Source organism: Bacillus sp. M13(2017) (assembly GCF_002218325.1).
Taxonomy (GTDB): domain Bacteria; phylum Bacillota; class Bacilli; order Bacillales; family Bacillaceae_G; genus Bacillus_A; species Bacillus_A thuringiensis_K.
In genome coordinates, this window is sequence record NZ_KZ268501.1 from 339787 (window position 1) to 363184 (window position 23398).

A 23398-nucleotide genomic window follows, 5' to 3' on the forward strand; every position below is an offset into this window, starting at 1 on the left:
TAATAATGTTAAATATTAATTTACATAATATAATAGAAGTAATGAAGAAATTGCAAAAAATATCGCTTAAATAAGGAGGGATATGAATTATTCAGTGGTAATTTCATAGGAAAAGGAGATTATGTATGAAATCATTTCGTAAGTTATTACAGTATTTAAAACCATACATGTTCTTCGCTATTATTGGACCGCTATTTATGGTACTTGAGGTTGCGATGGACTTAATTCAACCGACTATTATGCAACATATCATTGATGTTGGGATTGCAAATCGGGATTTAAATTATGTAATAAAAATGGGGCTTCTTATGATAGGAGCAGCAGCACTCGGTTTAGTTGGAGGGCTTGGGTGTATGATGTATTCTACAAAAGCAGCTGTTAATTTCGCTACAGACATACGAAAAGATGTGTTTGCGACAATAGAAACATTTTCTAGTAATAATCGTGATTCATTTGGAACAGGTAAATTATTAACGATTGTGACGAATGATATCACTTCCATCCAATCGGCAATGACAATGACATTACGTGTTCTCGTTCGTGGTCCGCTGTTGTTTATTGGAAGTATAATTATTGTTTTTGTAACAGCGCGAGAGTTATTTCCAATATTACTTGTAGTTATTCCAATTTTATTACTTGCGATTATTTTAATTGCAAGCAAAGCAAGTGGTACATTTAAAAAGGTGCAAGAGGCATTAGACAAAGTCAATACAAAGTTACAAGAAAATTTATCTGGTGTGCGTGTTATAAAAGCGTATGTAAGACAAAAATATGAAATCGCTCAATTTGGAAATGTAAATACAAATTTAACGAAGATAAATATTCGAGCTGTGCAGCTTATTTCTTTAATGATGCCAATCATTATGCTAGTTGTAAGTGGCGGGATTGTCGCAACATTATGGATTGGTGGAGAAAAAGTATTCAATGGAACGCTTCAAGTAGGAGCGATTTTGGCATTTATTAATTACTTGAATATCATTTTAATGTCACTTATGTCGATTAGCATGGTATTTATTCAAATTGCGCGAGCTTTTCCATCTGCGGATCGTGTACAGCAAGTGTTAAATACAGAGGTTGATATTATAAGCGGAGCGAATGCGATCGAACCTGAGAAAATCGAGGGGAATATTCAATTTAAAAATGTTAGTTATAGCTATACGAAAAATAATGAATACGTTTTAAAAGATATTTCGTTTAGCATACAAAAAGGTGAAAAAGTAGGGATTATTGGATCGACTGGAAGTGGTAAATCTACCTTAGCGAAGCTGTTACCACGTCTATATGATGTTGATCAAGGTGAAATATGTATAGATGGAATAGATGTTAAAACATATGATTTGCAAAAACTCCGTGCTTCAATAGGGTTTGTACCTCAGAAGGCTTTGTTGTTCTCAGGTAGTATAGAAGAGAATTTACGTTATGGTAAAGAAGATGCAACACATGATGAGCTGGAAGTAGCAGCTGCATCAGCTTGTGCGACTGAGTTTATCAATAAGCTGGGAGAATCTTATCAATATAATTTAACACAAGGTGCGACAAATTTATCAGGTGGACAAAAACAACGTCTATCAATTGCAAGGGCACTTGTGAGAAAACCACCGATTCTCATATTAGATGATTCTACATCAGCAGTTGATGCGAAATCAGAGGCTACTATTCAAACAGCTTTAAAAACAAAATATAAAGGCACAACGACTTTATTAATTGCGTCCAAAATTTCTTCCATAATGGATGCGGATAAAATACTTGTATTAGATAATGGTGAATTAGTTGGCAATGGTACACATGAACAATTATTAGAACAAAGTGAGGTTTATCAGGAAATTTATCTTTCCCAAGGTGGTAATTTGCATAAAGAAGGTGGGGAAGAACATGCGTAATTTTCAAGGGCAATTTGCTAATAAAGGTGGACGAAACACGCCAAAGATGGGGAAAGCTAAAAATGCTCAAGGAACTGTAATGCGGATATGGAACTATATGGGCTATCAAAAAGCTGCTCTTATGTTTGTTATATTTCTAGTCGTTGTTACTACTTTACTTGGATTATTAGGTCCCTATTTTATGGGAGTCATTATAGATCAATATATTGTACCGAAAGATTTAAGTGGTACAGCAAGAATGTGTATGTTACTTATCGCGATTTACGGTGTAACTGTACTTTTAACATGGTTACAAACATTTGTCATGATTAACGTTGCATTAAAAACAATTCAAAAAATAAGACAAGATATTTTTGAGAAAATCCAAACGCTTTCTTTACGGTTCTTTGATGTGCGTTCTCAAGGTGATTTAATGAGCCGGGTGACAAATGATATAGATAATTTGAATCAAGCTTTGACACAAAGTGTTGTACAAATTATTTCATCAGCGTTAACTTTTATAGGTGTAACGATTGCGATGTTCGCTTTAAATTGGATTTTAGCAATTGTAACTTTAATTACAGTACCTATTATGTTTTACGTTACAAAAAAACTAGTTGCATATAGTGGTAAAAACTTTGCGAAGCGTCAAAAAGATTTAGGTGAATTAAATGGATTTATTGAGGAAGCAATTACAGGTGCGGATGTTACGACGTTGTACGGAAAAGAAAAAGAAACTGTACAAAATTTCAATAAAATTAATGAACAGCTAAGAGTTTCAGCTACGAAGGCTGATACATTTTCAGCTTTTATTTTTCCAAGTATGAACTTTATTAATAACTTAGGTATGGGGCTTGTCATTGGGACTGGATCAGTTATGGTCTTAAACGGAATGACAACAGTAGGTGTTATTGCAGCTTTTATTAATTATTCTCGTCAATTCTCAAGACCGTTAAGTCAATTTGCGACTTTAATGAATACAATTCAAGCGGCAGTTGCTGGTGGAGAACGTGTTTTTGAGATTATGGATGAGGTACCAGAAATTCAAAATAAAAAAGACGCATTTGTTGTACAAAATTTACAAGGGCATGTTGCACTTGAGAATGTTTCATTTGGCTATGCAGAGAATAAAACGATTTTAAAAGAAGTGAGTCTTAAAGCGCAGCCAGGAGAGACAATTGCTTTAGTTGGTCCGACTGGATCAGGGAAAACAACAATCATTAATTTGTTAACTCGCTTTTATGATATACAGCAAGGACAAATTCATATTGATGAAAAAGATATAAAAGATTATGATATTAATTCTTTACGAAGTAAAATAGGAGTAGTTTTACAGGATACGTATTTATTTGCTGGTTCGATTATGGATAATATCCGTTATGGACGCTTAGATGCTACTGATGAAGAAGTCATCACTGCGGCTAAGGCAGCATCTGCACATACTTTTATTAAGCATTTGCCAAATCAATATGAAACAGAAATTGCTTCAGAAGGATCGAATTTAAGTCAAGGACAGAAACAACTTCTTGCGATTGCACGAGCAATTTTAGCAGATGCAGATATATTAATTCTCGATGAAGCGACATCTAATATTGACACAAGAACAGAATTACAAATACAAGCAGGACTAAATAATTTAATGAGAGGTCGCACAAGTTTTGTGATCGCTCATCGACTTAAAACAATTGAAAAAGCAGATCAAATCCTTGTTATAAAGGATGGAAGAATTTTAGAAAGAGGGGATCACGAATCTCTTATGAAAGATAAAGGATTCTATTTTGATTTGTATACGAGTCAGTTTAAAATATAGTAAAAGCATTGATATGTTGCGGTTTCTCTTGAGAGGAGAAACCGCATTTTTTATATTTATAAATATTACTATTCAAATAGTTTTTCACTACATGTTTTAACAGTATCCTCCTGCATTCCAGGCAAAACATGTGAATAGCGATTTAATGTTATGAACATATGTTTATAACTGAAGTGTTCACTTACAGTCTTTGGATGTATACCTTGTTTCAAAAGTAGCGTAGCATGTGTATAACGTAAATCATAAAATCGAACCTTAAAAATTGGAATTTAAATAAAAAGAGCACTGTTAAAAGCGCTCTGAGACAAACCATATATTTAGAGAGGAATCAAGATAATATATGGATATTGTGTGAGAATGTTGTAGGTTTTAATTAAAAATAAAGCACACATATAAGTGTGCTTTTATGAACGCTTTAGATTTGTATGACTATATAGTCATACAATAAAATATGCTTGTTTGATATAAATGTGTGTAAAATCTATAAAAAGATATTGTGTATAAGGAACATATTAAATGTTAATTAGCCAAGTCTTTTGTTTTTATCCTGTTATTTGCCGGGCAGTAAGACCCCCCACCTCAAAATTTAGTGGAAGCAAAGAAGTTAGGTGGGGGCTGGACTGCCCGTAAAAGCCCGATTGGTGAGGGCTCATTAAAGTTTCACTTTATTAACGAATTTGCGCAACTGTTAACGCTGCAGAACGAATATCTACTGTACCTATTACTTCAACGGGGACAATTTGAATTAAATCACCAGGGTTTAAGTTAATTAGAATGACACCACTTGATACATCGACTTCACCAGTTCCGATAATATTAGAACGGACTGCGGTTCCGGATCCTGCAATAACATTAGTCGATGAATTTAATGTCAAGAAAAAGCGTGCTGCTTCCGGGGCTACTGGAACGTTATCAAGGCTAATCGTTAATGTATAGCTAATTTGATAAATACCAGCTACCTGAATTTTAATACCAGTTCCAGTACTAATTGTATCATTGATTACAGGGACAGTAATGTTAGGATTTGGGCCTGTACTAGGTAATAGTAGTGGTGTAAATAATGTTGCAAATTGAGGTGAAGTAGCATTGAAGGCAAAACCTAGGGCAGGTAGTGTACTAGATGCTTGTGCTTCACAATTAAAATTAGCGAATTTACGAATGGATGAGCGCATATTTTCACTCCTTTCTTGTATTTAGATTTCGTGAGTATTAACTTCACATTTTGGACAAGCATAATACAATATATGAAAATTTATAGTAGATAGTGCATAAGCGTTACTATTACGGATAAAGCTATGAATAATAATAAATACTATATGGAAAAAGCAGTTAGCTAATTTAGCTAACTGCTTAGTAGGTTCTCCAAGAGCAAATAGACGAAAAATTATTGCGCTATATAAAAGATCACTATAGATAAGTGCTCTTTTTGAGAGTGAGTATAAATTTCTATCATTCTATCTAGTATATGCACTGTATTATGTAGTTGCTACTAAAATTGATATGAACTTTTAAAATTAGAGGTTTCTTTTAATGAAACCTCTAAAAAGACAACTAAAGTTACGTTATAGTAAATTCAATTGCGATAGGAGTGCCTCCATCTAGGACAGCTCCTCCTACAATAGTAGCAGCTGTAGTAGTTACACCAGTAATAGTATCACCTGTTTGAATAACACCATTAATATAAAGTGTTAAAAAGGCATATGAAGCAGGGAATGTTGTTACAGCACCAGTATCATCAGTGAAGTCTGTGTTAGCAAAAGTTAAATCTGCTCCAGCAGCAGTTCCTGTTGCTGCTGTACTTACAAATCGTCTTCCAGCTATAAAAGGTTTAACGATAGGCATTTATATTCACCCCTTTTTGAGAATTAACTCAGACAAGTTTTTTTGAAAGTTTTGTCCTGTATCGTATATTATGCTGTGCTTCTACTAAGAGATACGGCTTGTATACTAGTAAATAAATATAATTATTATGCGTTTTACAAGTTAGATTCTTATAAGTAATTAAGTGATTAAGGTTGGATTTTGTATATGGTACGTTCAGGTTAAAAAAGAGCTCTTTTAGAAAGAGCTCTTCATCAAATTATTATCTTAGTGTTGGAGGGAAACTGGCGGCCTCAGTGACAGATGGTAGAAGTAATTTACGTGGTATTGTAATACATAGCCTTTAAATCCTTGATATATAAAGGTTTTGAAGACTATGTATATATGGATTGCAAACATTGTCATCCGAAAATGTTTTTTGCGAAGTTTTTAACAGCATCCTCTTGCATATTCGGAAGAACATGAGAATATATACTTAATGTCATAGATATATTTGAATGTCCTAATCTTTCGCTAACGATTTTCGGGTTTACACCTTGCTTTAATAATAGAGTTGCGTGTGTATGCCTTAAATCATGGAATTTTATTTTTGGCACGTTAGCTTTTTGGATTATTTTATAGTAACATTTTCGGAAATAGTCTCTGTATACAAAATTCCCACTCATTGTACAAACAATCAGATTAGAATCGCTGTATGCATTTCCAAATCTCAATTTTTCTTTTTTTATAAATAGGTGGTGTTCCTTTAAGGCATTTATAGTTTCTATCGGTATAGGTAAAGTGCGTTTAGAAGAATTTGATTTAGCGCTTTGTTTAATTTTATTATCATGACCTAATGTTTGATTAATTGTAACTGTGTGGTTATCGAAATCAACATCTTGCCAACGTAGCCCTAAAACTTCACCTAGCCTCATTCCTGTTGTTATTGCCAGAATATAGCCAGTATGATATCGTGAGTTTTGTGAATGTAACAAAAAAGTTTTTACTTCTTCCTCTGTCCAAGTTTGGATAGAGGTGCCTTCTTTTTTGGGTTTCGCTGCAAATCTAGCAGGATTTGTGATGATTAAATTTTGTGCAACAGCTTGATTTAATGCAGTGTTTAAAATCCTATGAATCAATATGATTCTACTGTTAGATAATTTTTCAGTTAAATTTCTATAAAATTGTTGAATCTGTATCACATTCAGTTTATTAAGGTTGTTTTTTCCAAGCGCAGGAATAAGATGCTTTAAAACAATACATTCGTAACCACCATACGTACTTTTGTCGACTTCCATTTCTTTTACTTTTAACCACTCTAACAAATAGTCCTTTAGAGTAATTTTAGACGGTTCGATAAAAGTCCCTTCATTCAACTCCGTAATCTTTTTCGCTACATCTTTTTCAGCTTCTTTTTTTGTCTTATATCCAGAGAACCACTTTTGTCTTCTTTTTCCTGTCTCCGGATCAGCCCCGATATCAATAACGATGCAATATTTATTTCCTCTTTTTCGAATATGTCCTTTCACTTAAAACACTCCTTCATTTTGTTTTGAATCATGTTGTATAAGTCTAGTTGTAATTTTGCTGCTATGAAAATTACATGTTTGGACATATCAGCGATGGATATATTCTACCATATATAAACAAATTCAGTTATAGGATATGATTGTCATCCAATGTTAAATAATAGTAAGATATTAATAGAATTAGATAAAGGGGGATGTAAGACTATGAGAAAATTCCCAAATGATCCAGGCGGACATAAAGTAACTAATCCTGGTGTAGGGTGGCATAATGAACCGGGTGGTGGTTGGAAACACAATCAAGAACCTGGTACAGGGTGGAAAATGATTTCTGATCCAGGCGGCGGTGGATGGGATATAAGTTTAGACCCAGGCACGGGTATATAACAAGGGGGAGAATACCTAAATGACAAATTATATAAAGGACCCAGGGGGATGGAAAATAAGTTTAAATCCAGGAACGGAGTGTAATACATAGGAGCCTAATGGCTCTTTTTTTATTGCAGAAAAAAAGAGAGTATCATATGCATATGGTACTTTAAAATACGAAATGCAAAATTGCATATTCTATTCCATTGAATGCGAAGAACGTTGATATATAGCGTTTTTTGAACTTTCTCAATAATTATCAGATTACTGTATGACCGAATTTTGGGAAATTTGTGTTATTATGAAAATAATAAAATAAATGGACGCAAAAAAGACCCATGACTGTGTAAGTAGTGTTGGCTGCACTCTTACACCGTCCTCCCTAATGCGAGTAGGGAAAACATCTGTCATAAGTCTCATCCATAATTATAACATATAACCTAGATATAATGACACGTTTTCCTGTAAAGGTAAGAAATCTAGGGTAACGTGTCTTTTTGTCCAATAAGGGGGACAAAATAGTGGATAATATTCTAGTAAGTAGGGAAAAAGACCAGGTAATGACAGAATTATTAAGAAAAATAAATGACGATTTATTTGCATTAAAAATTACAAACAATGAATTAGCTTCTTATTTAGGGATTGCTAAAAGTACAGTATCTAGTATTTTGAGCGGGAAAACTGAAATTAGTTTTAATTATTTGATTAAAATAATTATGAAGATTTACAAGAAACCGTATGTTACATTAAAAGATGACATAATATCAGATTATTTAATGTATGCAAAACCCGAGAACAGAAGAGAAGCTTTAGAATACGCTGCATTCCGAAGAGAATTCGATTCTTTGAAAGTAATAATTGATATTGAGAAAAGTTCTAATACTGAAATTAATCGGGAATTCGCGAAAATATACGAAATTGTCTTTAAACACTGTAAGGATGTAGAAGAATATAGCCCTGAGGATTTTTATGACGAATTAGAAGAGTGCAAAAGTCATGTTTTATCATGGGAAATGAAAGTACTAATTGATATTCTTTTATGCCAAACGTTATATCAAACGAAAGAATATAAAAAATTATTTAAGCGTATTAGTATCGCTAAAAAAAATGTAAAAGAAATAAAGAATAAATTTATTTATAATAGTTTTTTAGTCAGAATAAAAGAAGTGTTGATTGTCACTTATATGATGCAGAACGAAGTGAGGAAAGCTAGATTAACATGTATTGAATTAATGGACATGTGTGACGGAAACAGCAGTTTTTTTATGCAAAAAGCTAACTCCTATTACAACATGGGAGAATCATATATATTTGAAGATTATTCAAAGGCGAAAATGTTTTTAGAAAAAAGCTTATCAGTTCTAAGTGATGAAATGTTTACTGGGGATAAAGATATCGAAAGAAAAATGAGACGAATTAAGAGTACCATAATCTTTTTGAAAATTCATCATTACCAGGACATAAAAGAAGTGTATTCTGGATTAGATAAGGATGGTCATGTCTATTTAGAATTACAAAAAGGGAACAAGGAACAAGCAGAAATGTATTTATTAGAAATTGAAAAAGAAAACGGCGCATTAAACGAATTCCAAACTTGTTATATGGGGTTAGCTAGAAACGATAAATCGTTAATAGAAAAATCCTATATGATGTTTTTGCAAAAGAAGAGTCTTTTCTATGCAAATTTACCTAAATTATACTTGGGTGATTTTTAAAAAAATGGTATAATTATCTTTGTAGAAAGAGGTGGATTTATTGAAAAAAATACCAATCCTTTTATCATTTTTAGCAATCGCTGGAGTGTTTGTTTTCTCAGTAGATAAAAAAGTTGAAGAGCCGAAACAAGAGGCAGCGAGCTATGAAAATATTATTTTGTATTCAAACGAACCAGGCGGAGGCGGCCTTTAAGGTTCTACTATATAATCAATAGAAATGCGATTGTCCTAAAAAGGATGGTCGCATTTCGTGTTTTTAAGGGGCGTTCGGTTTTTATCTAAAAATAGAGAAATCGAAACTATGTGAACAATTCACAAATTACTATAAAGAAAAAGGATGGGGAATTTAAAATGGAGGATTGTAAACAAGGTATTCAATTGTTAATTGATATGGCTAAAAAAGGAGATGAGGGAGCAACTTTAATGTTGAAGGAGATTGACAATCTTTTAGATGAATGTGAAATGGTTATGCTAAAGAAAAAAGGATGATTGTTAGCTATAGCTATCAATCATCCTTACTATTTATTTTCTTCTATGTCTAATCCAGAAATTAATGCTTTTATCTTTTTAATAGCAAATTCTTTCGTTTCATCATCGAATGTTTCTACTCGATCTATATAATACTTTAGTTCTAACATAACATCTGATGCTGAAGGTTCTTCGCTAGTTTTATTATCTGATAAACCCATAATGTAGTCGGTTGATATGTTTGCTAAATTGGAAATTTTTGAAACGGTTTCCCTAGATGGAGTCTTTTTACCTGATTCGATATAAGATACCATAGGTTTACTAATATCCACGCTATCTGCAAATTGTTGCTGCGTATACCCGAGCGACATTCTTATCTCTTTGATTCTTTTCCCAATTATATTCTCCATAAAAATCCCCTTTTTATTACCTTAGTATTACCTGATATATAAAATATAACAGAAAAGTTGACTCTGAGACAACTTAGTTTTTTTGAAAAGATTTTTTTACACAAACTTGTTGACTTGTAGTTAACAAGTTGTTATTATGAAGACATCGAAAGAAACAAGGGTGATGCTAATGACAAAACTTAATGTAGAACGCGTGAAAGAATTAAGGATATCACTCGGTTATACACAACAATTTGTAGCTGAATATCTAAGTTGTTCTAAAAGTGGTTATTGTTATATGGAACAAGGAAAAAGGCAACCGAGTTTAGAAAAATTAGGTAAACTATCAACATTATATAATGTGGCAACTGATGAATTGTTAGAACAAAGTTAACTATAGGTTGTCCTTTTTTTAAAAAAATAAGTTAACCTGTAGTTAATTTGTGTAGGAGGGAAAAAATGAATCAATTATAAGTTGTGCAACATCTTACAGAAAGACTTCAATGAAGCGATATCATGCATAAATGCATGGCCACCGAGATTGGTATGATTATATATCTTTAATAAAATTCAGGGATTTCAAAAGGAGTAGAAGGAAAATGGGATTAGATCAAATTATTAAAGAATCAATCCGTGAAGTTGTTCGAGAGGAAATTCAAGCTGCTTTAGCACAGTTCCAACAAAAATCACAACCAAACAAGGTAATGAGGGTGAAAGAAGCAGCTGCTTATCTCAATATCGCTGTTTGTCGAATGTATGAATTGGCAAAACATCCACAGTTTCCAGCGATTAGAGATGGGCGCAAACTACTTTTCCTACAAAAGGATTTAGAAGCTTGGCTTGAAACACAAAAGGAGGTGATCTAGTGGAAGATACAACATCGTTAGTTATATTCGCAATATTTATCGCGTGTAGCTCGTTGTTACTTTACATTACTTACGAACCGATAAAAAGATGGGCTTGGAGTGACGTAAAGCAAAATAAAAAGACCCACGGCAATGGGTCCTTTAAGAAAAAACAATTGTTATAAGTATATCACGGAAAGTAGGGAAATAGTACATGGATTTAATTGAATATCAAGTGCTATTACCTAATAAGTTCTGGGACTTAACAGAGAGCAAGGATGACTTAAAGAAGATGATTGAGCAGTATTTCAATGTAGGTTATCCGCATTATGAAATTCAACGGATTATTAAAAGTGGACAAGCATATGTGGCAGTCTGTACAAGGAGGTAAATGAATGGCTACTTTTCGAGTTAATAAAGATAAGAACTACACGACAATAAATAATACAGGTCTTAAAGATAAAAGATTAAGTTGGAAAGCAAAAGGGATTTTAGCGTATATTCTTACACTTCCTGATGATTGGGTTTTTTATAGAGAAGAATTATCTAGGCATGCAAAGGACGGGCTAGATAGTTTAAGAGCTGGAATGAAAGAACTAAAGGAATATGGGTATCTTAAAAGATTTCCGGTGAGAGATGATAACAACAAAATTATTAAGTGGGAAACAATCATATATGAAGTTCCGCAAAATGACCCAGTGGCGGAAAAGCCACCAGTGGAGATTCCACCAGAGGTAAAGCCACCAGTGGAAAAACCACCGGTGGAAAATCCCAAGCTACTAAGTACTAAAGAACTAAGTACTAATAAACAAAATACTAATATACAAAGTAGTAGTAGCATCTTCTCTTTCTACGAAAATAATTTCGGTATTTTAAATTCATTCATAGCCGAAAGTATTTCGCAATGGGTAAACGATACTAGCGAAGAACTTGTACAAGCAGCTATGGAGCGTGCTTTGAAACAGCAGAAGAAATGGAATTATGCTGAGGGGATTTTAAAACAGTGGGTTAATAAAAACATTCGTACTTTAGCTGATGTTAATGCAGCAGAAATAGAGTTTAAAAACAAAGGTAAAAAAGGAGAGAAAAACAATGCAAGCGTTAGGAAAAACAGTAGCTTCATCGAAAAATACGATTTTGAGTAAATTTGCTCAAAGTTATGTGTTGTCTCCTAATAGATGTACAAATGTTTTCTTGGTCGGGAAAGACAAAATTAAAGACGTTTGTAATAAACGCTTACTTATAGATACAAAAACGAATGAAGAGTTTTGTCCACAATGTAGATCGGTAGAGCAAGAGGACCAGCAACTTGCAAAAGAAACATTGGCCATTAAGAAGAAGAACGAAATTATTCATTTATACGATTCGTTTTCAGATAACAGTCTTATAAATCCTAAGTTGAAGCAAACAACATTTGATAGCTATGAACCGCCTACAAAAGAATTAGCAAAGGCTAAAGAAGTAATGATGGATTTTGCTAAAAACTTTGATCCTAACAAGTCAGAAAGTATTGTAATTACAGGTGACTATAGAGTCGGAAAGAGTCATTTATGTGTAGCAGCTACAAAAGAAATTATGAGAAAAGGCTACAGTGCAATGTTCATTGAAATGAATGCACTCTTCACAAAAATTACATCTACATGGAACAAAAATAGCGAATTAACAGAGGACAAGCTAATGTCTATTCTCGCAAATGTGGATGTACTTGTATTAGATGACTTTGGAGCCGAGTTCACGGAAAAAGATGCTGAGGGAGTTACTTGGAAGAAAACGAAAACAAAGGATATTCTTGAGCGTAGGCTAGGCAGAACAAACTTATTTACAACAAACTTTAGAGTTATGGAGTTAGCTGGAATGTACGGAGAACGTGAGTTTAGTCGGATTATGGAAGATACTCAAGTATTGAAAATGTACGGTGAAAATTACAGTTTGCGTAACTTTAAAAAGGAGGAATAAGCATGTGTGCATTATGTCATGATACAGGAATTATTCGTAAAGAAACTTATCCAGGTGTAACTATAACAGAAGGATGTAACTGTGAATTAGCAAAGCAACAGCAAGAAGAAAACGATAAGCGTTGGCAAGCATGGTTAATCAAATTTGAATCAATGAAACAAGAATTGCAACGGAATCAACAACAAAAAGTAAGTTAACAAGAGGGAGCGAGAAATGAAAAACACAGGTGTTGCAAGAAAAGTGGACGAGCTAGGGCGTGTAGTAATTCCAGTAGAGTTACGCAGAACTTTAGGAATTACTGAAGGTACAGCATTAGGCTTTCATGTTGAAGGGGAAAACATTGTTTTAAGAAAACAGGATAAGTCGTGCTTTGTAACGGGTGAAGTTTCTGAATCAAACATAGAGTTGCTAAATGGTCGGATGTTTTTAAGTAAGGAAGGTGCAAGTGAGTTGCTGGGCATTCTTGAAAAGAGTGGAATCGCACATGGCTAAACAACTAAATATTTTCGATGTAGAACCGGAGATTTGTCAGTTTGATGTAATGAAGGCCAATGTTAAGAAAGGAACTGGACGCAATACATATGCTGATGTACGCGTCCAAGTTCCAAAGAATGCAAAGTGTACGGATGAGTTACCACGCAAAACGAAACCAGATGAACGTTATGAATTATTTGAACAGTATGCAATGGCAATTTGGCGATATGGGAGATCAATTGATAGTTCATGTAATTGGGAGACAGCTGAAGAATTGTGTAAGGCAGCAAGGGATAAAAAAGAAATAATTCCGGTACGGGTTTACCTAGGGAGTGGATTTAAACCTGATGTTGTCGAGTACATGCAGTAGTAAAAGGGAGAGGGACATATGAAAAAAATAGAAATTGATGTTAGCAGCAACAAACTTTTAATAGTGAAGGATGGAAATGTCACAGCGGTAAATCCACCAATGAGCGGATTCGGTGAGCAAGTTGCGGTTTGGGTAAACGGTAAAGTTGATCGTGTGGATACTAAGTTTACTGAAAAGATAAAATAATCATTTTTAGAAAGTAGGTTCGCTTATGAGTGTAGCAAGAAATCATGAAGCGATGAAGGAATCACGTTTAAAAATATACATCGCTTTAGAAGAAGCTAACTTCATTTGGGATGAAAGAGATGTAGTACGTTTTCGTGAAATGTGGAGTCAAGGTATGAGCTTACCGAAGATGGCCAAAGCGTTAAGGAGACACCAAGTGGAAGTTGCGCTTCTTGTAATAGATCAAGCTGATAAGTATTTAATTGAAAATCGTCCGATAGGATTAGGGATTTGCTAAATAGGAAGGAGAAATCAAAATGAACATGATGGAAAATGGTGTATTAGAAGCAACTAAATTAATGAGTAAATCAAAGGAAGGACAAGCCTTAATGAACAACAATCAAATTTGTGAATTAGATCAATATCAAGAAGCGGCATTACGTACATGGAATACAAATCAGGATTTTGGTGGACGTGTTTTAAATGCAGCATTAGGACTTTCAGGGGAATCTGGTGAGGTTGCTGATATTGTAAAAAAAGCTATTTTCCATGGCCATGGATTTGATCCGGCTCATTGTTTAGGAGAGGAGAACGGGAATACCCATAAATTAGCTTTAGAGTTGGGGGACATCTTGTACTATCTCTCCATTATGGCCCACGAAATGGGGTATACCTTAGAAGATATCGCTCAAATGAATATTGCAAAATTAGCTAAAAGGTATCAGGTTGGTTTTAGTCGAGAAGCAAGTCAAGCACGTGTCGATGTAAAGTAAGACAAAATTTGAATTTTGTAGAAAAACGGAGGGGAAGAAATGACTTTAATGTTAGCTGACTTACACACAATGAAAGTTGGTACGGTATTGCAAAAAGGAAAAAGAAAACGAATCTTTTTAGGAGTTAAAGGTATGTTTGCTTATTATAGAACACCTTCTTCAAAGTCAATTACAGGTGAAAACTTAACGATTTTCAGAAAGTGGCTCCTAGATGCAAAAGTAGTTGAAAATTAAACAAAAGCGTTATTTTATAGTAATGCAAAAAGAGTACATATCGAATATGTACTCTAAAAAAAAGGAGGTGTATATGAGTAATGAAACACCATACTACAACATATGCTTGTCTCATTTAAAAGTGCAAGGAATATTACAAAATAGTTATTTGGCAGAAAATACAGTGTAGCGAGGTAGAGTAAATGGAAGCAAAGATTGATTTAATCAAAGAAAAACTCTCTAATGGAAAATCTCGTTTTGAGAATGGTGAGACGGTGGTAGAGGTTGGTTTATCTGATTTAAATGAATTACTAAGCCTAGCTTATGACATAAATAATTATCGTTTAAATGCTTTGTGGAATTTAGAGCAAACATCAAAGGCATGTAAAGAGTATGAAATGCGTAACGAAAAATACGAAGAGTCGTTAAAACTGATAAAAGGAATAACAAATGGATTAGATAATGCCATTGTCAAAGATGTGAATCGAATAGCAAAAGAATCATTACTATAATCAAAAACGTTATTGGATAGAAAGGGGAGGACAGGAATGGAGCTAAATAAAGTTTATCCAGGACATTGTTTAGACGTACTAAAAACTTTTCCGGATAATTTTGTGAGTACCGTGGTCACGAGTCCTCCATATTGGGGATTACGTGATTACGGGGTAGATGGCCAGATTGGATTAGAGGCAACGGTAGAAGAATATGTATCAAATCTTGTATCTGTATTTAGAGAAGTAAAGCGTGTACTAAGGGATGACGGAACACTTTGGCTAAACCTTGGTGATGCATACGCTGGAAGTGGGCGTGGAAGAAATGCAGACGGGAAAGGAAATCCAGGTAACAATCATTTTCAAAGTGTTGGCCAAGTTACTGGAATTGTTTCAGTCACAAAATCAGTAGATGGATTAAAACCAAAGGATTTGATTGGTTTACCTTGGCGAGTAGCTTTCGCATTACAGCAAGATGGTTGGTATTTAAGACAAGATATCGTTTGGAACAAGCCAAATGCGATGCCAGAGAGTGTAAGGGATAGACCTACCAAGTCACACGAATATATTTTCTTGTTAAGTAAGTCACCTAAATACTATTACGATCATGAAAGTATTAAGGAACCAGCAGTTTATGGGCAACAAGATGTGCGAGGTTCGGAAGGTGCATTTGGTCCACCACAAAGAGCAAAAAGAACAAGCAAAGAGAAAGGTTCTTTTAACGGAAAATATGGTCATGAAGCATTTAGAGCAATTCGAGATAAAAGAAATAAAAGGTCGGTATGGACAGTATCAACAAAACCATTGAAGGAAGCGCATTTTGCTACATTTCCGGAAGCATTAATTGAACCGTGTATATTAGCTGGAGCGCCAGCTGAAGGAATTGTTATGGATCCGTTCTTCGGTTCAGGAACAGTTGGTCGTGTCGCTGCAAAGCATAATAGGAATTTTATTGGTATTGAATTGAATCCTGGTTATATCGAGATATCTGATAGATTACTAAGTAATGTTCAGTTGGAATTAATTAATCATTTTTAAACAAAATAGTTATTTGACACAACAAAGCGGTCAGCTTAACTAGCTAACCACTTGTTGTACAAAAGAAACTAGGCCCTACAAGTACAGATACGTAACTTAAAGTTACAGCTATAGTATAAACGGAATTGGAAATGTTATGTGGGGAGAAGTAACCTGAATTTTATTTTGTAACAAAAGGAGATAAAAAGAGCACCGTATATAAGTGCTCTTTGACCAAGAATTTATGAAATGAAGTTTGAATACCTTTTCAATACTAAGGTATGACAAAAATGTTTCGTTGATGAAACCAATATAAAAGAGAGCACTCGTTTACGATGCTCCAAAGATAGGAGGTAACTAATTATGAGAACAAAATGAACTTACTAAAAATGTAAGTTGTATGTAAAAAAGGACACTGTTTAACAGTGTCAATTGGCACTAAGAGTTTGACGGGAGTACCCTAAGCACTTGGAACTATAGGGCTCTAAACAATTTATGAAATGAATTTAAAGAAAATGCTATTCCGTATAAAAAGAGCACTTTCGCAAGTGCTCTTTAGAGGAGTGAACAGTCTATAGAGTTTTAATGAGCGTTCATTAATAAATTTTGAATTTTTCCAACGGGTTATGAATAAGTAGGATCTCACATTAAATATATGTGTTAACTAACCAAAAGTGTATGTACACAGAAAAGCAGCTAGCAAAAGCTAACTGCTTCCTTGTCCAACAAAAACATTACCACAATGTTTTGTAACTTAGAAGTTACAGTTATAGAATGAACAAAATTGTAGATGTTATGCGGGAAAAGCCTGATAAAAATTTTATTTTGCAAATCAAAATAATAAGAAAAGAGCACCATGCACAAGTGTTTTTTAGGAAAGGAGGTAACTCAGTGAACGAAATGTCTGGATTAAAATTATATGTTGTAAAAAAAGAACAATGTTTTATTGTCATCCAATATATAAGAGCAGCTAGCGAAACTAACTGCTCAAGTAGTAAGGAGGAAGATTAAAATAAAACATTTATTTTGTAGAAAAAAGAGCAATTAGTAAAAATTAACTGTTGAGCTTCAGGGGGATGAAGAAGAAATAATAACTATTCAATTTTTAATGAAGGTAATGAGATTTTCATTTAGTACTCAATTCGTTTGTTAGTTTTTATTTGAAATTGTATCATTTTTGTTTATTAAGCATTTATTAAAAATGATAAACGTATTTAGGAGGTGTATTGATGGAGAATAAGAAAGGCTTAAAACATAATGAAATTATAAGTGCTAAAGCATTCGATCCCAACTTGGTTGGTCCAACTCTACCGCCTGTACCCTCATTTACATTACCAACGGGGCCGACGGGAGCAACGGGAGCAACGGGAGCAACAGGAGCAACGGGAGCAACAGGAGCAACAGGAGCAACGGGAGCAACAGGAGCAACAGGAGCAACGGGAGCAACAGGAGCAACGGGAGCAACAGGAGCAACAGGAGCAACAGGAGCAACAGGAGCAACAGGAGCAACAGGAGCAACAGGTTCAACAGGAGCAACGGGAGTAACGGGAGCAACAGGAGCAACAGGAGCAACAGGGGCAACGGGAGTAACGGGAGCAACAGGAGCAACAGGAGCAACAGGAGCAACAGGAGCAACAGGGGCAACGGGAGTAACGGGAGCAACAGGAGCAACAGGTTCAACAGGAGTAACAGGTTCAACAGGAGTAACAGGGGCAACGGGAGTAACAGGAGCAACGGGTTCAACGGGAACAACAGGAGCAACGGGAGCAACGGGAGCAACAGGAGCAACGGGAGTGACGGGGCCAACGGGAGCAACAGGGCCGATGGGTTCAACGGGCTCAACGGGAGCAACAGGGGGATTAGCAGTCGCGAGTGCTAGTGCTATGACAAGTACAGCGCAGACAGTAGACAATTTAGTGGCCATTCAGTTTACTGCACCGGTGCTAGAGCTTGATAGTGTAATATTTAATGGTACTGATACTTTTACAGTTTTAGTTCCAGGTAATTATTATTGTATAGGTTCTTTAATGCCTGCAGAGACTCAAACAGGACCATTTGCTGTCGGTATAGGGCTTAATGGCATTCCTGTCCCAGCATTAGATGGTGCAAATTATGCCCAGTCAGCAGGGCAAGAGGTCGTAGGTTTTGGTTTAACTGGTCAAATTCCAGCTGGTACAACAATTAGTTTATTTAACCTTAGTGGACATACAATTTCAATAGGAGGAACAATTTCAGGAGCTACCAGTGTAGCAGCTCGTTTATTGTTATTTCGCATTTCTTAAATTGCATGTAAACCAGTTATATTTCAAATTTTTGCTTATTATGTTTGAAATAAATTAAAAATCATTTTATACAATTTGTCATAAGTAAAAGGTGGTTGTTTTCGCAACCACCTCTCGATAAAATAAAAAATTTTTCAAAAATAAATTATAAATGATAATGAAAAAATATAGAATATGATCCTATTTATAAAACAAAAGGGACGAGCTCAAGTTATAAGAAAGGACTAATTATATTACTACAAAAATATGAAACGAGTAATGAATGCGTTGCGCTAGCGTTACTAATGCGAATAGTGGATTTAGAAAAGCAAAAGGAACAGTTGCTCTTAGCATAGAGGTTTGTTATAAAAACGCTGTTTTATTAGAAAACGTTAAAAAAGGACCCGAAAAGGGGTATGGGTCCTTTTTAATGGAACAATAGAACTTTATGGGATTACCAATATGTTACCATAAAAGGTAATTGATTTCCAGCATATAGTGTTGAGAAAATTATATTTTAATAGAAAAGGAGAATGAAAGATGAAATATGTTGAAGAGTTAGAAACAAGTGGTTGGCATATTGCTGTAGGTGATGTTTTCAGTAACGGAATTGAGTAATTCCATTTAAAAGTTACTCAAATCGAAATTGAAGATGAAGAAAGTGATCCAGATAATGCAAAAGTATATTGCTTACCAGTTGATCCTAACGACCGTAACAAAGCTGTAGAAAGCTTAGGCGATGCGTGGCATAGAGCTTGGTATATAAACGAATGCTGGTATAAGTAATTTCGAACAAAAACTTCATTTTATAGAAATAAGGAAACTAAAAAAGAGCACCATGCATCAGTGCTCTTTAAGATAGGAGGTAACACTTTGAGCTGGATGATTAGGTTAAAAGTATATGATGTAGAAAAGGAATAAGACCTAAATTTTATTATTAGTTCAATAAAAAAGAGCGGCTAGCAAAAGCTAACTGCTCCATTCATGGGGTCTCCTACAAAAATCTGTAGGATGGTTATAGTATGTGTAAAAGTTAGAGTTTTATTCAGGATTGAATAAAAGAGCAGCTAGCAAAAGCTAACTGCTCTCCAGAAAAGCATTAAGAAGGAAGTTCAGAACTCAAGTGTATTTATAGTATGGACAAGGTTTAGAAATTTATTCGAGGAGGAATGGATAATGTGCACTTATTGGGAAAACGCAGTTAAAGAATTCTTTAAGAAGCAAGAGCAGGAACGAAATAAAAAAGCAGCTAGCAAAAGCTAACTGCAATGAGAAAATTACATACACGAATCTAAGGAGTATCATATAGTATGGACGGAATTTCTAAGTTTATGTAATGAAAATTAAAAAGAGCAGTTATCATAACTAACTGCTCTCACAAATACTGGAGAAATGGACTGCTTTGGGGAAAACAGCTTGTAATTAGTATTAACGGAATATTGGATTTTATTCAGTTCAATAAAAAAGCAGCTAACAAAAGTTAACTGCTCGAGTAAGGAAATTGGAGAAAAGATCACCGCGTTATCTACAGTATTGACGGATTATTAAGTTTTATTCAGGGGGTAGAGGGAAATGATTGAGATTAATCTTAAAAGCGGAAGAAGTTTAGGATGGATATTTGACACTGAACAGGAAATGCAAAAAGCGTGGGAACGAATGAAGAAAGTGGATTATACCAAGAAAGGTGCTATTGAATGTAATGGAACTTTAATTCCTTATAGTAGTATTGAGTTTCTAAAAATAAAGAAAAACTCAACAAAATAATCCTTTTAAAGTAAAACAAACAGAATATAGTCCGGCTAGAAAACTAGAGGACACCAATTCATTAAAGCAGCAATTAAAGCTGTTTTAGGAATAGGTGTCCTTTTTATTTTGAAAAGGGAGATGGGGAAATGAAGGGGTTAAAGGATCAGTTACGTGAATGGAAAAAGCAATCGAATCAAACAAAGAAGAAAAAGAAGAAAAAACGAAAAGAGAAATTTAGCACTCGTGAAATTGAAGAGTTAATGGGAGTTCATGGACCACGTTATGAACGCAGACGTGGAGCAGTAAGACAAAAATAATAATAATGGAGGAATCTAATATGAATAAACAATTATCATTTAAAATGCCAATCGTGGATGGGAAAAGAACAAAACAAGAAATTGAAAAAGTATTCAACGAGTATCGTACATATTTAGCAACAATGCCATGTGATATGCTGCCAAAAGTGACACCATCATATTCTATTGTTCCTCCATCAACTACAAACGAGTTTAATAGTTCAACTGAAAATATTGCAATTGAAAGAATTGAGTATGAACAAGAAAGAAATGAATTTATGAGTTGGTTGTATGATGCTGTGAATCGCCTAAGAGATGATGAACGAGAGGTCATCGTAAAGTTTTATATGGAAGACGATATTGGATATGATCCCGATATCTGGATGGATTTAGGTATAGGTAAAACAAAGTATTATAAGTTAAAAGGACGTGCGATATTACGTTTAGCTTTCAATCTAAAGAAAGAGGTATATCTAAAAACACGTAAACAAAAAGAGGGGCAAAGTGTATGAACATTGTACAGCCGATTCGAGATAAAGAAATGATTAAAGAACTAAAAGAATATTTTAAGGAGCAGAATGAACGTAATTATATTCTGTTCCTTCTTGGCATTAATACAGGATTACGCATTTCAGATATTCTACGTTTGCGAGTACATGATGTTGAAGGGTGGAACATATTTATTCGTGAAAAGAAAACTAATAAGATTAAAGATGTGAAGATGCCTTCTGATTTAAAGAAGGCATTAAGGGATTATACAAAAGGAAAACCGAAGAATGAATTTCTCATTAAAAGTAGGAATGGAAAGAACAGGCCTATTACAAGATCGATGGCATATGTCATATTGAATCAGGCAGCACAAGAATTTGGATTAGAACGTATTGGAACTCATTCGCTTAGAAAGACATATGGGTACCATCATTATAAACAGTTTAAAGATGTGGTTGCCTTACAACAAATGTTAAATCATACAGATCAGAAAGAGACTTTAAGATATATAGGAATCCAACAAGATACATTAAATGATTATCAAAGGAAATTTAGAATCTAATTCTTTTATTTTTTTATCAATTATTGAATTAGCTTTAAACTGAAAGTGTCAAATTCATTTTGATGAAATGCTAGAAAGCTTGATAGCTCTAGGAAAAAATAGGATAGGTTAACTCAACACAATCCAGATTATAGCTAATTCATTTTCAAGGATTAAAGTACCTATTTAATCAAAACGATGCGAAAAAATGCAGAAATAAAAAACGCGAACTATTCGTGAACTATTTGCGAATACGTTTTGGTTTTTAACATGTTATATTTGTATTGTGAGAAGTGGCGGAAAACACAACTCGCTATGTTGTTTCTGAAATTCCAAACGGTTCATAATGACGGCACATAAAATCCGAAACCAGCAGATGGTAGCGGTTGAATGATACCGTTGAGAAAAAAGAGCATCCAATGATGCTCTTTTTTCTATTAATAAGCGAATCACACAATTATAAGTATGATAAGAGCGAAAATAATTAACAGAAAGTGTGTTAATTTCATAAAGCACTTTTTTTAGAAATATTGTGTGAGGTAGTTAAAGGATATACACTGTTTAAAATATCCATGACATAATGGATATTTTAAACAATAAAGTACTATACATGCATATATCATGGTATGAGATGAGTCTCACCGAATTATTTCGTAAAAAATCAGTCAGGATAATCTGAACGATTATTAGATTGATTATTATCGCAATGGAAGGTTATGTTTTTTTTGCAGATACATCTTTTTGTCCAGTAGCATTCTTTCTCAAAGCGAATACATTTTTTAACACATTTACGCTTTCTCACGCGAACACGCTTTGTAACATACGTACATTTTTTTTCGCGAATACGTTTTGATACAAATGTCCATTTTTTCACTCGTACACGAGTACATCTTGATACAAATGTCCATTTCTTTACACGAGTACATTTTGATACAAACGTCCATTTCTTTACACAAGCACATTTGGTTTTCGGGCATTTACAGCTTTCTTTTGAAGAACAATCCTCATTACAATCAAATTGACAGGGGTCCTGATGTAAAAAATCCTCCATTCCTGCACTTTTCAGTTCTTCAACTGCTTTTCGAATATCACGTTGCATAGAAATTTTACCTCTTTCTATTTAGGATTTACATGACTATGATATGTCAATAAGGCACTAACAGTTTGGGACAGGAGTTTATATGTAAAAATAAATGAATAACATATATGTCATGAAAAGAGTACAGAAATGTAAACGTGTTATGTAGCAGAATAACGATTTGAGAAAGACCTTGTTCATTTGTACCCTTTGATGGTTAATTGAAGTGAGCTGCGGAAACAGTCGGTCTTCAAATGAATACTGAATTTATACAAGAGCATACCTTAGGGGCTGCTTTTTATTTTCGAGGAGGGTGAATGATGGAATTAAATAAGCTTGAGAAAGCAATGATTGTTGGCATAATCCTTCGTGGTCTTCGTAATAAGAAGAAAATCAAACAGCATGCTGGTTTAGAAAGGTTACCAGATGTAATTAAACTGTTAGATGAATTACAAGAGAGTACAACACTTGAAGACAAAGAAGAAGCTATAACAAGTGTAATCAATAAGTTGATGGATGATTTGTTAGAGAATAATAAGGGGTGAAGGAAGATGTATGTGACACGTATTGGAGATAAAGAAAAGCTGTTAAAGATTATTGATGCATTAGATGAACTCGGGAAGGATTATAAGGTAACTAAAACTACTAAGCATGTCTCTTTACCACCAGTAACTTATCCGAAAACATCTTGGATTGTTGAGGAGTTAAAAGTGCTAAAAGAAACACAGGAATCTAAATAGGGGTGAG

33 protein-coding genes and 1 pseudogene are annotated in these 23398 nt (G+C 34.3%); 29 read left to right on the top strand and 5 right to left on the bottom strand.

Annotation, left to right across the window (positions count from 1 at the left end):
- Positions 1-125: 125 nt before the first annotated feature.
- Both CGQ22_RS08045 and CGQ22_RS08050 read left to right on the top strand, forming a co-directional pair.
- Entirely contained in the window at positions 126-1880 is a 1755-nt protein-coding gene (locus CGQ22_RS08045; protein ID WP_000834795.1) for an ABC transporter ATP-binding protein, read from the top strand.
- The gene (locus CGQ22_RS08050; RefSeq protein WP_001243553.1) at positions 1873-3669 is read left to right on the top strand and encodes an ABC transporter ATP-binding protein; all 1797 of its coding nucleotides are present in this window, start codon (positions 1873-1875) and stop codon (positions 3667-3669) included. Before CGQ22_RS08045 ends, CGQ22_RS08050 begins: the two co-directional genes overlap by 8 nt.
- 668 nt (positions 3670-4337) lie before the next feature.
- Here the strand turns inward: CGQ22_RS08050 and exsF are convergent.
- The 3 genes from exsF to CGQ22_RS08080 form a co-directional block, all read right to left on the bottom strand.
- Positions 4338-4841, bottom strand: coding sequence for an exosporium protein ExsF (gene exsF / locus CGQ22_RS08060; RefSeq protein WP_001257879.1), 504 nt, complete (start codon positions 4839-4841; stop codon positions 4338-4340).
- A gap of 385 nt (positions 4842-5226) precedes the next feature.
- Positions 5227-5511 carry a DUF4183 domain-containing protein gene (locus tag CGQ22_RS08065; RefSeq protein WP_001123247.1) on the bottom strand — a complete coding sequence of 95 codons (285 nt, stop codon included), beginning with the start codon at positions 5509-5511 and terminating at the stop codon, positions 5227-5229.
- A gap of 380 nt (positions 5512-5891) precedes the next feature.
- Entirely contained in the window at positions 5892-6998 is a 1107-nt protein-coding gene (locus CGQ22_RS08080) for a site-specific integrase (RefSeq protein WP_089148510.1), read from the bottom strand.
- Between the two features lie 204 nt (positions 6999-7202).
- Between CGQ22_RS08080 and CGQ22_RS08085 the strand changes: the two genes are divergently transcribed.
- From CGQ22_RS08085 to CGQ22_RS31895, 4 genes are all read left to right on the top strand, one after another.
- Positions 7203-7382 carry a hypothetical protein gene (locus CGQ22_RS08085; protein WP_089148511.1) on the top strand — a complete coding sequence of 60 codons (180 nt, stop codon included), beginning with the start codon at positions 7203-7205 and terminating at the stop codon, positions 7380-7382.
- 503 nt (positions 7383-7885) lie between these two features.
- Positions 7886-9079: an AimR family lysis-lysogeny pheromone receptor gene (locus CGQ22_RS08090; RefSeq protein WP_089148512.1), complete on the top strand. Its 1194-nt coding sequence runs from the start codon at positions 7886-7888 to the stop codon at positions 9077-9079.
- Between the two features lie 40 nt (positions 9080-9119).
- Positions 9120-9272, top strand: coding sequence for a hypothetical protein (locus CGQ22_RS31890; protein WP_000723681.1), 153 nt, complete (start codon positions 9120-9122; stop codon positions 9270-9272).
- Between the two features lie 158 nt (positions 9273-9430).
- On the top strand, positions 9431-9568 hold the full coding sequence (locus CGQ22_RS31895) for a hypothetical protein (protein WP_175423360.1): 138 nt from the start codon (positions 9431-9433) through the stop codon (positions 9566-9568).
- Between the two features lie 29 nt (positions 9569-9597).
- On the opposite strand, the gene CGQ22_RS08095 is transcribed toward CGQ22_RS31895, so the two are convergent.
- Positions 9598-9957: a helix-turn-helix domain-containing protein gene (locus CGQ22_RS08095; RefSeq protein WP_000427704.1), complete on the bottom strand. Its 360-nt coding sequence runs from the start codon at positions 9955-9957 to the stop codon at positions 9598-9600.
- A gap of 169 nt (positions 9958-10126) precedes the next feature.
- On the opposite strand from CGQ22_RS08095, the gene CGQ22_RS08100 reads away from it, so the two are divergent.
- From CGQ22_RS08100 to CGQ22_RS08210, 21 genes are all read left to right on the top strand, one after another.
- Positions 10127-10330 (top strand): helix-turn-helix domain-containing protein, encoded by a 204-nt coding sequence (locus tag CGQ22_RS08100; RefSeq protein ID WP_044797971.1) that lies wholly within the window; start codon positions 10127-10129, stop codon positions 10328-10330.
- Between the two features lie 205 nt (positions 10331-10535).
- Positions 10536-10802: a helix-turn-helix domain-containing protein gene (locus tag CGQ22_RS08105; protein ID WP_089148513.1), complete on the top strand. Its 267-nt coding sequence runs from the start codon at positions 10536-10538 to the stop codon at positions 10800-10802.
- On the top strand, positions 10802-10966 hold the full coding sequence (locus CGQ22_RS31900) for a hypothetical protein (RefSeq protein WP_000390297.1): 165 nt from the start codon (positions 10802-10804) through the stop codon (positions 10964-10966). Before CGQ22_RS08105 ends, CGQ22_RS31900 begins: the two co-directional genes overlap by 1 nt.
- 29 nt (positions 10967-10995) lie before the next feature.
- Positions 10996-11172, top strand: a complete 177-nt coding sequence (locus tag CGQ22_RS31905; protein WP_044797974.1) for a hypothetical protein — start codon at positions 10996-10998, stop codon at positions 11170-11172.
- Positions 11173-11176: 4 nt separating this feature from the next.
- Entirely contained in the window at positions 11177-11926 is a 750-nt protein-coding gene (locus tag CGQ22_RS08120) for a DnaD domain protein (RefSeq protein WP_089148514.1), read from the top strand.
- Positions 11874-12737, top strand: coding sequence for an ATP-binding protein (locus CGQ22_RS08125; protein ID WP_089148515.1), 864 nt, complete (start codon positions 11874-11876; stop codon positions 12735-12737). The genes CGQ22_RS08120 and CGQ22_RS08125 overlap by 53 nt, the downstream gene beginning before the upstream one ends.
- 2 nt (positions 12738-12739) lie before the next feature.
- Complete coding sequence (locus tag CGQ22_RS08130) at positions 12740-12934, top strand: hypothetical protein (protein ID WP_089148516.1); 195 nt, start codon at positions 12740-12742, stop codon at positions 12932-12934.
- A gap of 16 nt (positions 12935-12950) precedes the next feature.
- Entirely contained in the window at positions 12951-13229 is a 279-nt protein-coding gene (locus CGQ22_RS08135) for an AbrB/MazE/SpoVT family DNA-binding domain-containing protein (protein WP_089148517.1), read from the top strand.
- Positions 13222-13581 carry a cell division protein SepF gene (locus tag CGQ22_RS08140; protein WP_089148518.1) on the top strand — a complete coding sequence of 120 codons (360 nt, stop codon included), beginning with the start codon at positions 13222-13224 and terminating at the stop codon, positions 13579-13581. The genes CGQ22_RS08135 and CGQ22_RS08140 overlap by 8 nt, the downstream gene beginning before the upstream one ends.
- A gap of 18 nt (positions 13582-13599) precedes the next feature.
- Positions 13600-13767: a DUF3954 domain-containing protein gene (locus tag CGQ22_RS08145; protein WP_000717826.1), complete on the top strand. Its 168-nt coding sequence runs from the start codon at positions 13600-13602 to the stop codon at positions 13765-13767.
- 25 nt (positions 13768-13792) lie between these two features.
- On the top strand, positions 13793-14044 hold the full coding sequence (locus tag CGQ22_RS08150; RefSeq protein WP_089148519.1) for a helix-turn-helix domain containing protein: 252 nt from the start codon (positions 13793-13795) through the stop codon (positions 14042-14044).
- Positions 14045-14063: 19 nt separating this feature from the next.
- A complete protein-coding gene (locus CGQ22_RS08155; protein ID WP_089148520.1) occupies positions 14064-14519 on the top strand; it encodes a nucleoside triphosphate pyrophosphohydrolase family protein in 456 nt (151 codons plus the stop codon).
- A 39-nt stretch (positions 14520-14558) separates the two neighbouring features.
- Positions 14559-14753, top strand: a complete 195-nt coding sequence (locus CGQ22_RS08160; RefSeq protein ID WP_089148521.1) for a hypothetical protein — start codon at positions 14559-14561, stop codon at positions 14751-14753.
- 182 nt (positions 14754-14935) lie between these two features.
- The gene (locus CGQ22_RS08165; protein ID WP_089148522.1) at positions 14936-15244 is read left to right on the top strand and encodes a hypothetical protein; all 309 of its coding nucleotides are present in this window, start codon (positions 14936-14938) and stop codon (positions 15242-15244) included.
- 36 nt (positions 15245-15280) lie between these two features.
- A complete protein-coding gene (locus CGQ22_RS08170; RefSeq protein WP_089148523.1) occupies positions 15281-16261 on the top strand; it encodes a DNA-methyltransferase in 981 nt (326 codons plus the stop codon).
- Between the two features lie 753 nt (positions 16262-17014).
- Entirely contained in the window at positions 17015-17251 is a 237-nt protein-coding gene (locus CGQ22_RS08175; RefSeq protein ID WP_089148524.1) for a hypothetical protein, read from the top strand.
- A 218-nt stretch (positions 17252-17469) separates the two neighbouring features.
- Entirely contained in the window at positions 17470-18522 is a 1053-nt protein-coding gene (locus CGQ22_RS32680) for an exosporium leader peptide-containing protein (RefSeq protein WP_175423361.1), read from the top strand.
- Between the two features lie 1551 nt (positions 18523-20073).
- On the top strand, positions 20074-20265 hold the full coding sequence (locus CGQ22_RS08195) for a hypothetical protein (protein ID WP_089148527.1): 192 nt from the start codon (positions 20074-20076) through the stop codon (positions 20263-20265).
- A gap of 128 nt (positions 20266-20393) precedes the next feature.
- Positions 20394-20564, top strand: coding sequence for a hypothetical protein (locus CGQ22_RS31910; protein ID WP_089148528.1), 171 nt, complete (start codon positions 20394-20396; stop codon positions 20562-20564).
- Between the two features lie 20 nt (positions 20565-20584).
- Entirely contained in the window at positions 20585-21055 is a 471-nt protein-coding gene (locus CGQ22_RS08205; protein WP_089148529.1) for an ArpU family phage packaging/lysis transcriptional regulator, read from the top strand.
- The gene (locus CGQ22_RS08210) at positions 21052-21594 is read left to right on the top strand and encodes a tyrosine-type recombinase/integrase (protein WP_089148530.1); all 543 of its coding nucleotides are present in this window, start codon (positions 21052-21054) and stop codon (positions 21592-21594) included. Before CGQ22_RS08205 ends, CGQ22_RS08210 begins: the two co-directional genes overlap by 4 nt.
- A gap of 700 nt (positions 21595-22294) precedes the next feature.
- Here CGQ22_RS08210 and CGQ22_RS08215 read toward each other — a convergent pair.
- Positions 22295-22672: pseudogene (locus CGQ22_RS08215) on the bottom strand (CotG/ExsB N-terminal domain-containing protein); the annotation flags it as partial.
- 299 nt (positions 22673-22971) lie between these two features.
- Here CGQ22_RS08215 and CGQ22_RS08220 point away from each other — a divergent pair.
- Together CGQ22_RS08220 and CGQ22_RS08225 are read left to right on the top strand one after the other, a co-directional pair.
- On the top strand, positions 22972-23196 hold the full coding sequence (locus CGQ22_RS08220) for a hypothetical protein (protein ID WP_089148532.1): 225 nt from the start codon (positions 22972-22974) through the stop codon (positions 23194-23196).
- 6 nt (positions 23197-23202) lie between these two features.
- The gene (locus CGQ22_RS08225; protein WP_089148533.1) at positions 23203-23391 is read left to right on the top strand and encodes a hypothetical protein; all 189 of its coding nucleotides are present in this window, start codon (positions 23203-23205) and stop codon (positions 23389-23391) included.
- Positions 23392-23398: the final 7 nt, after the last annotated feature.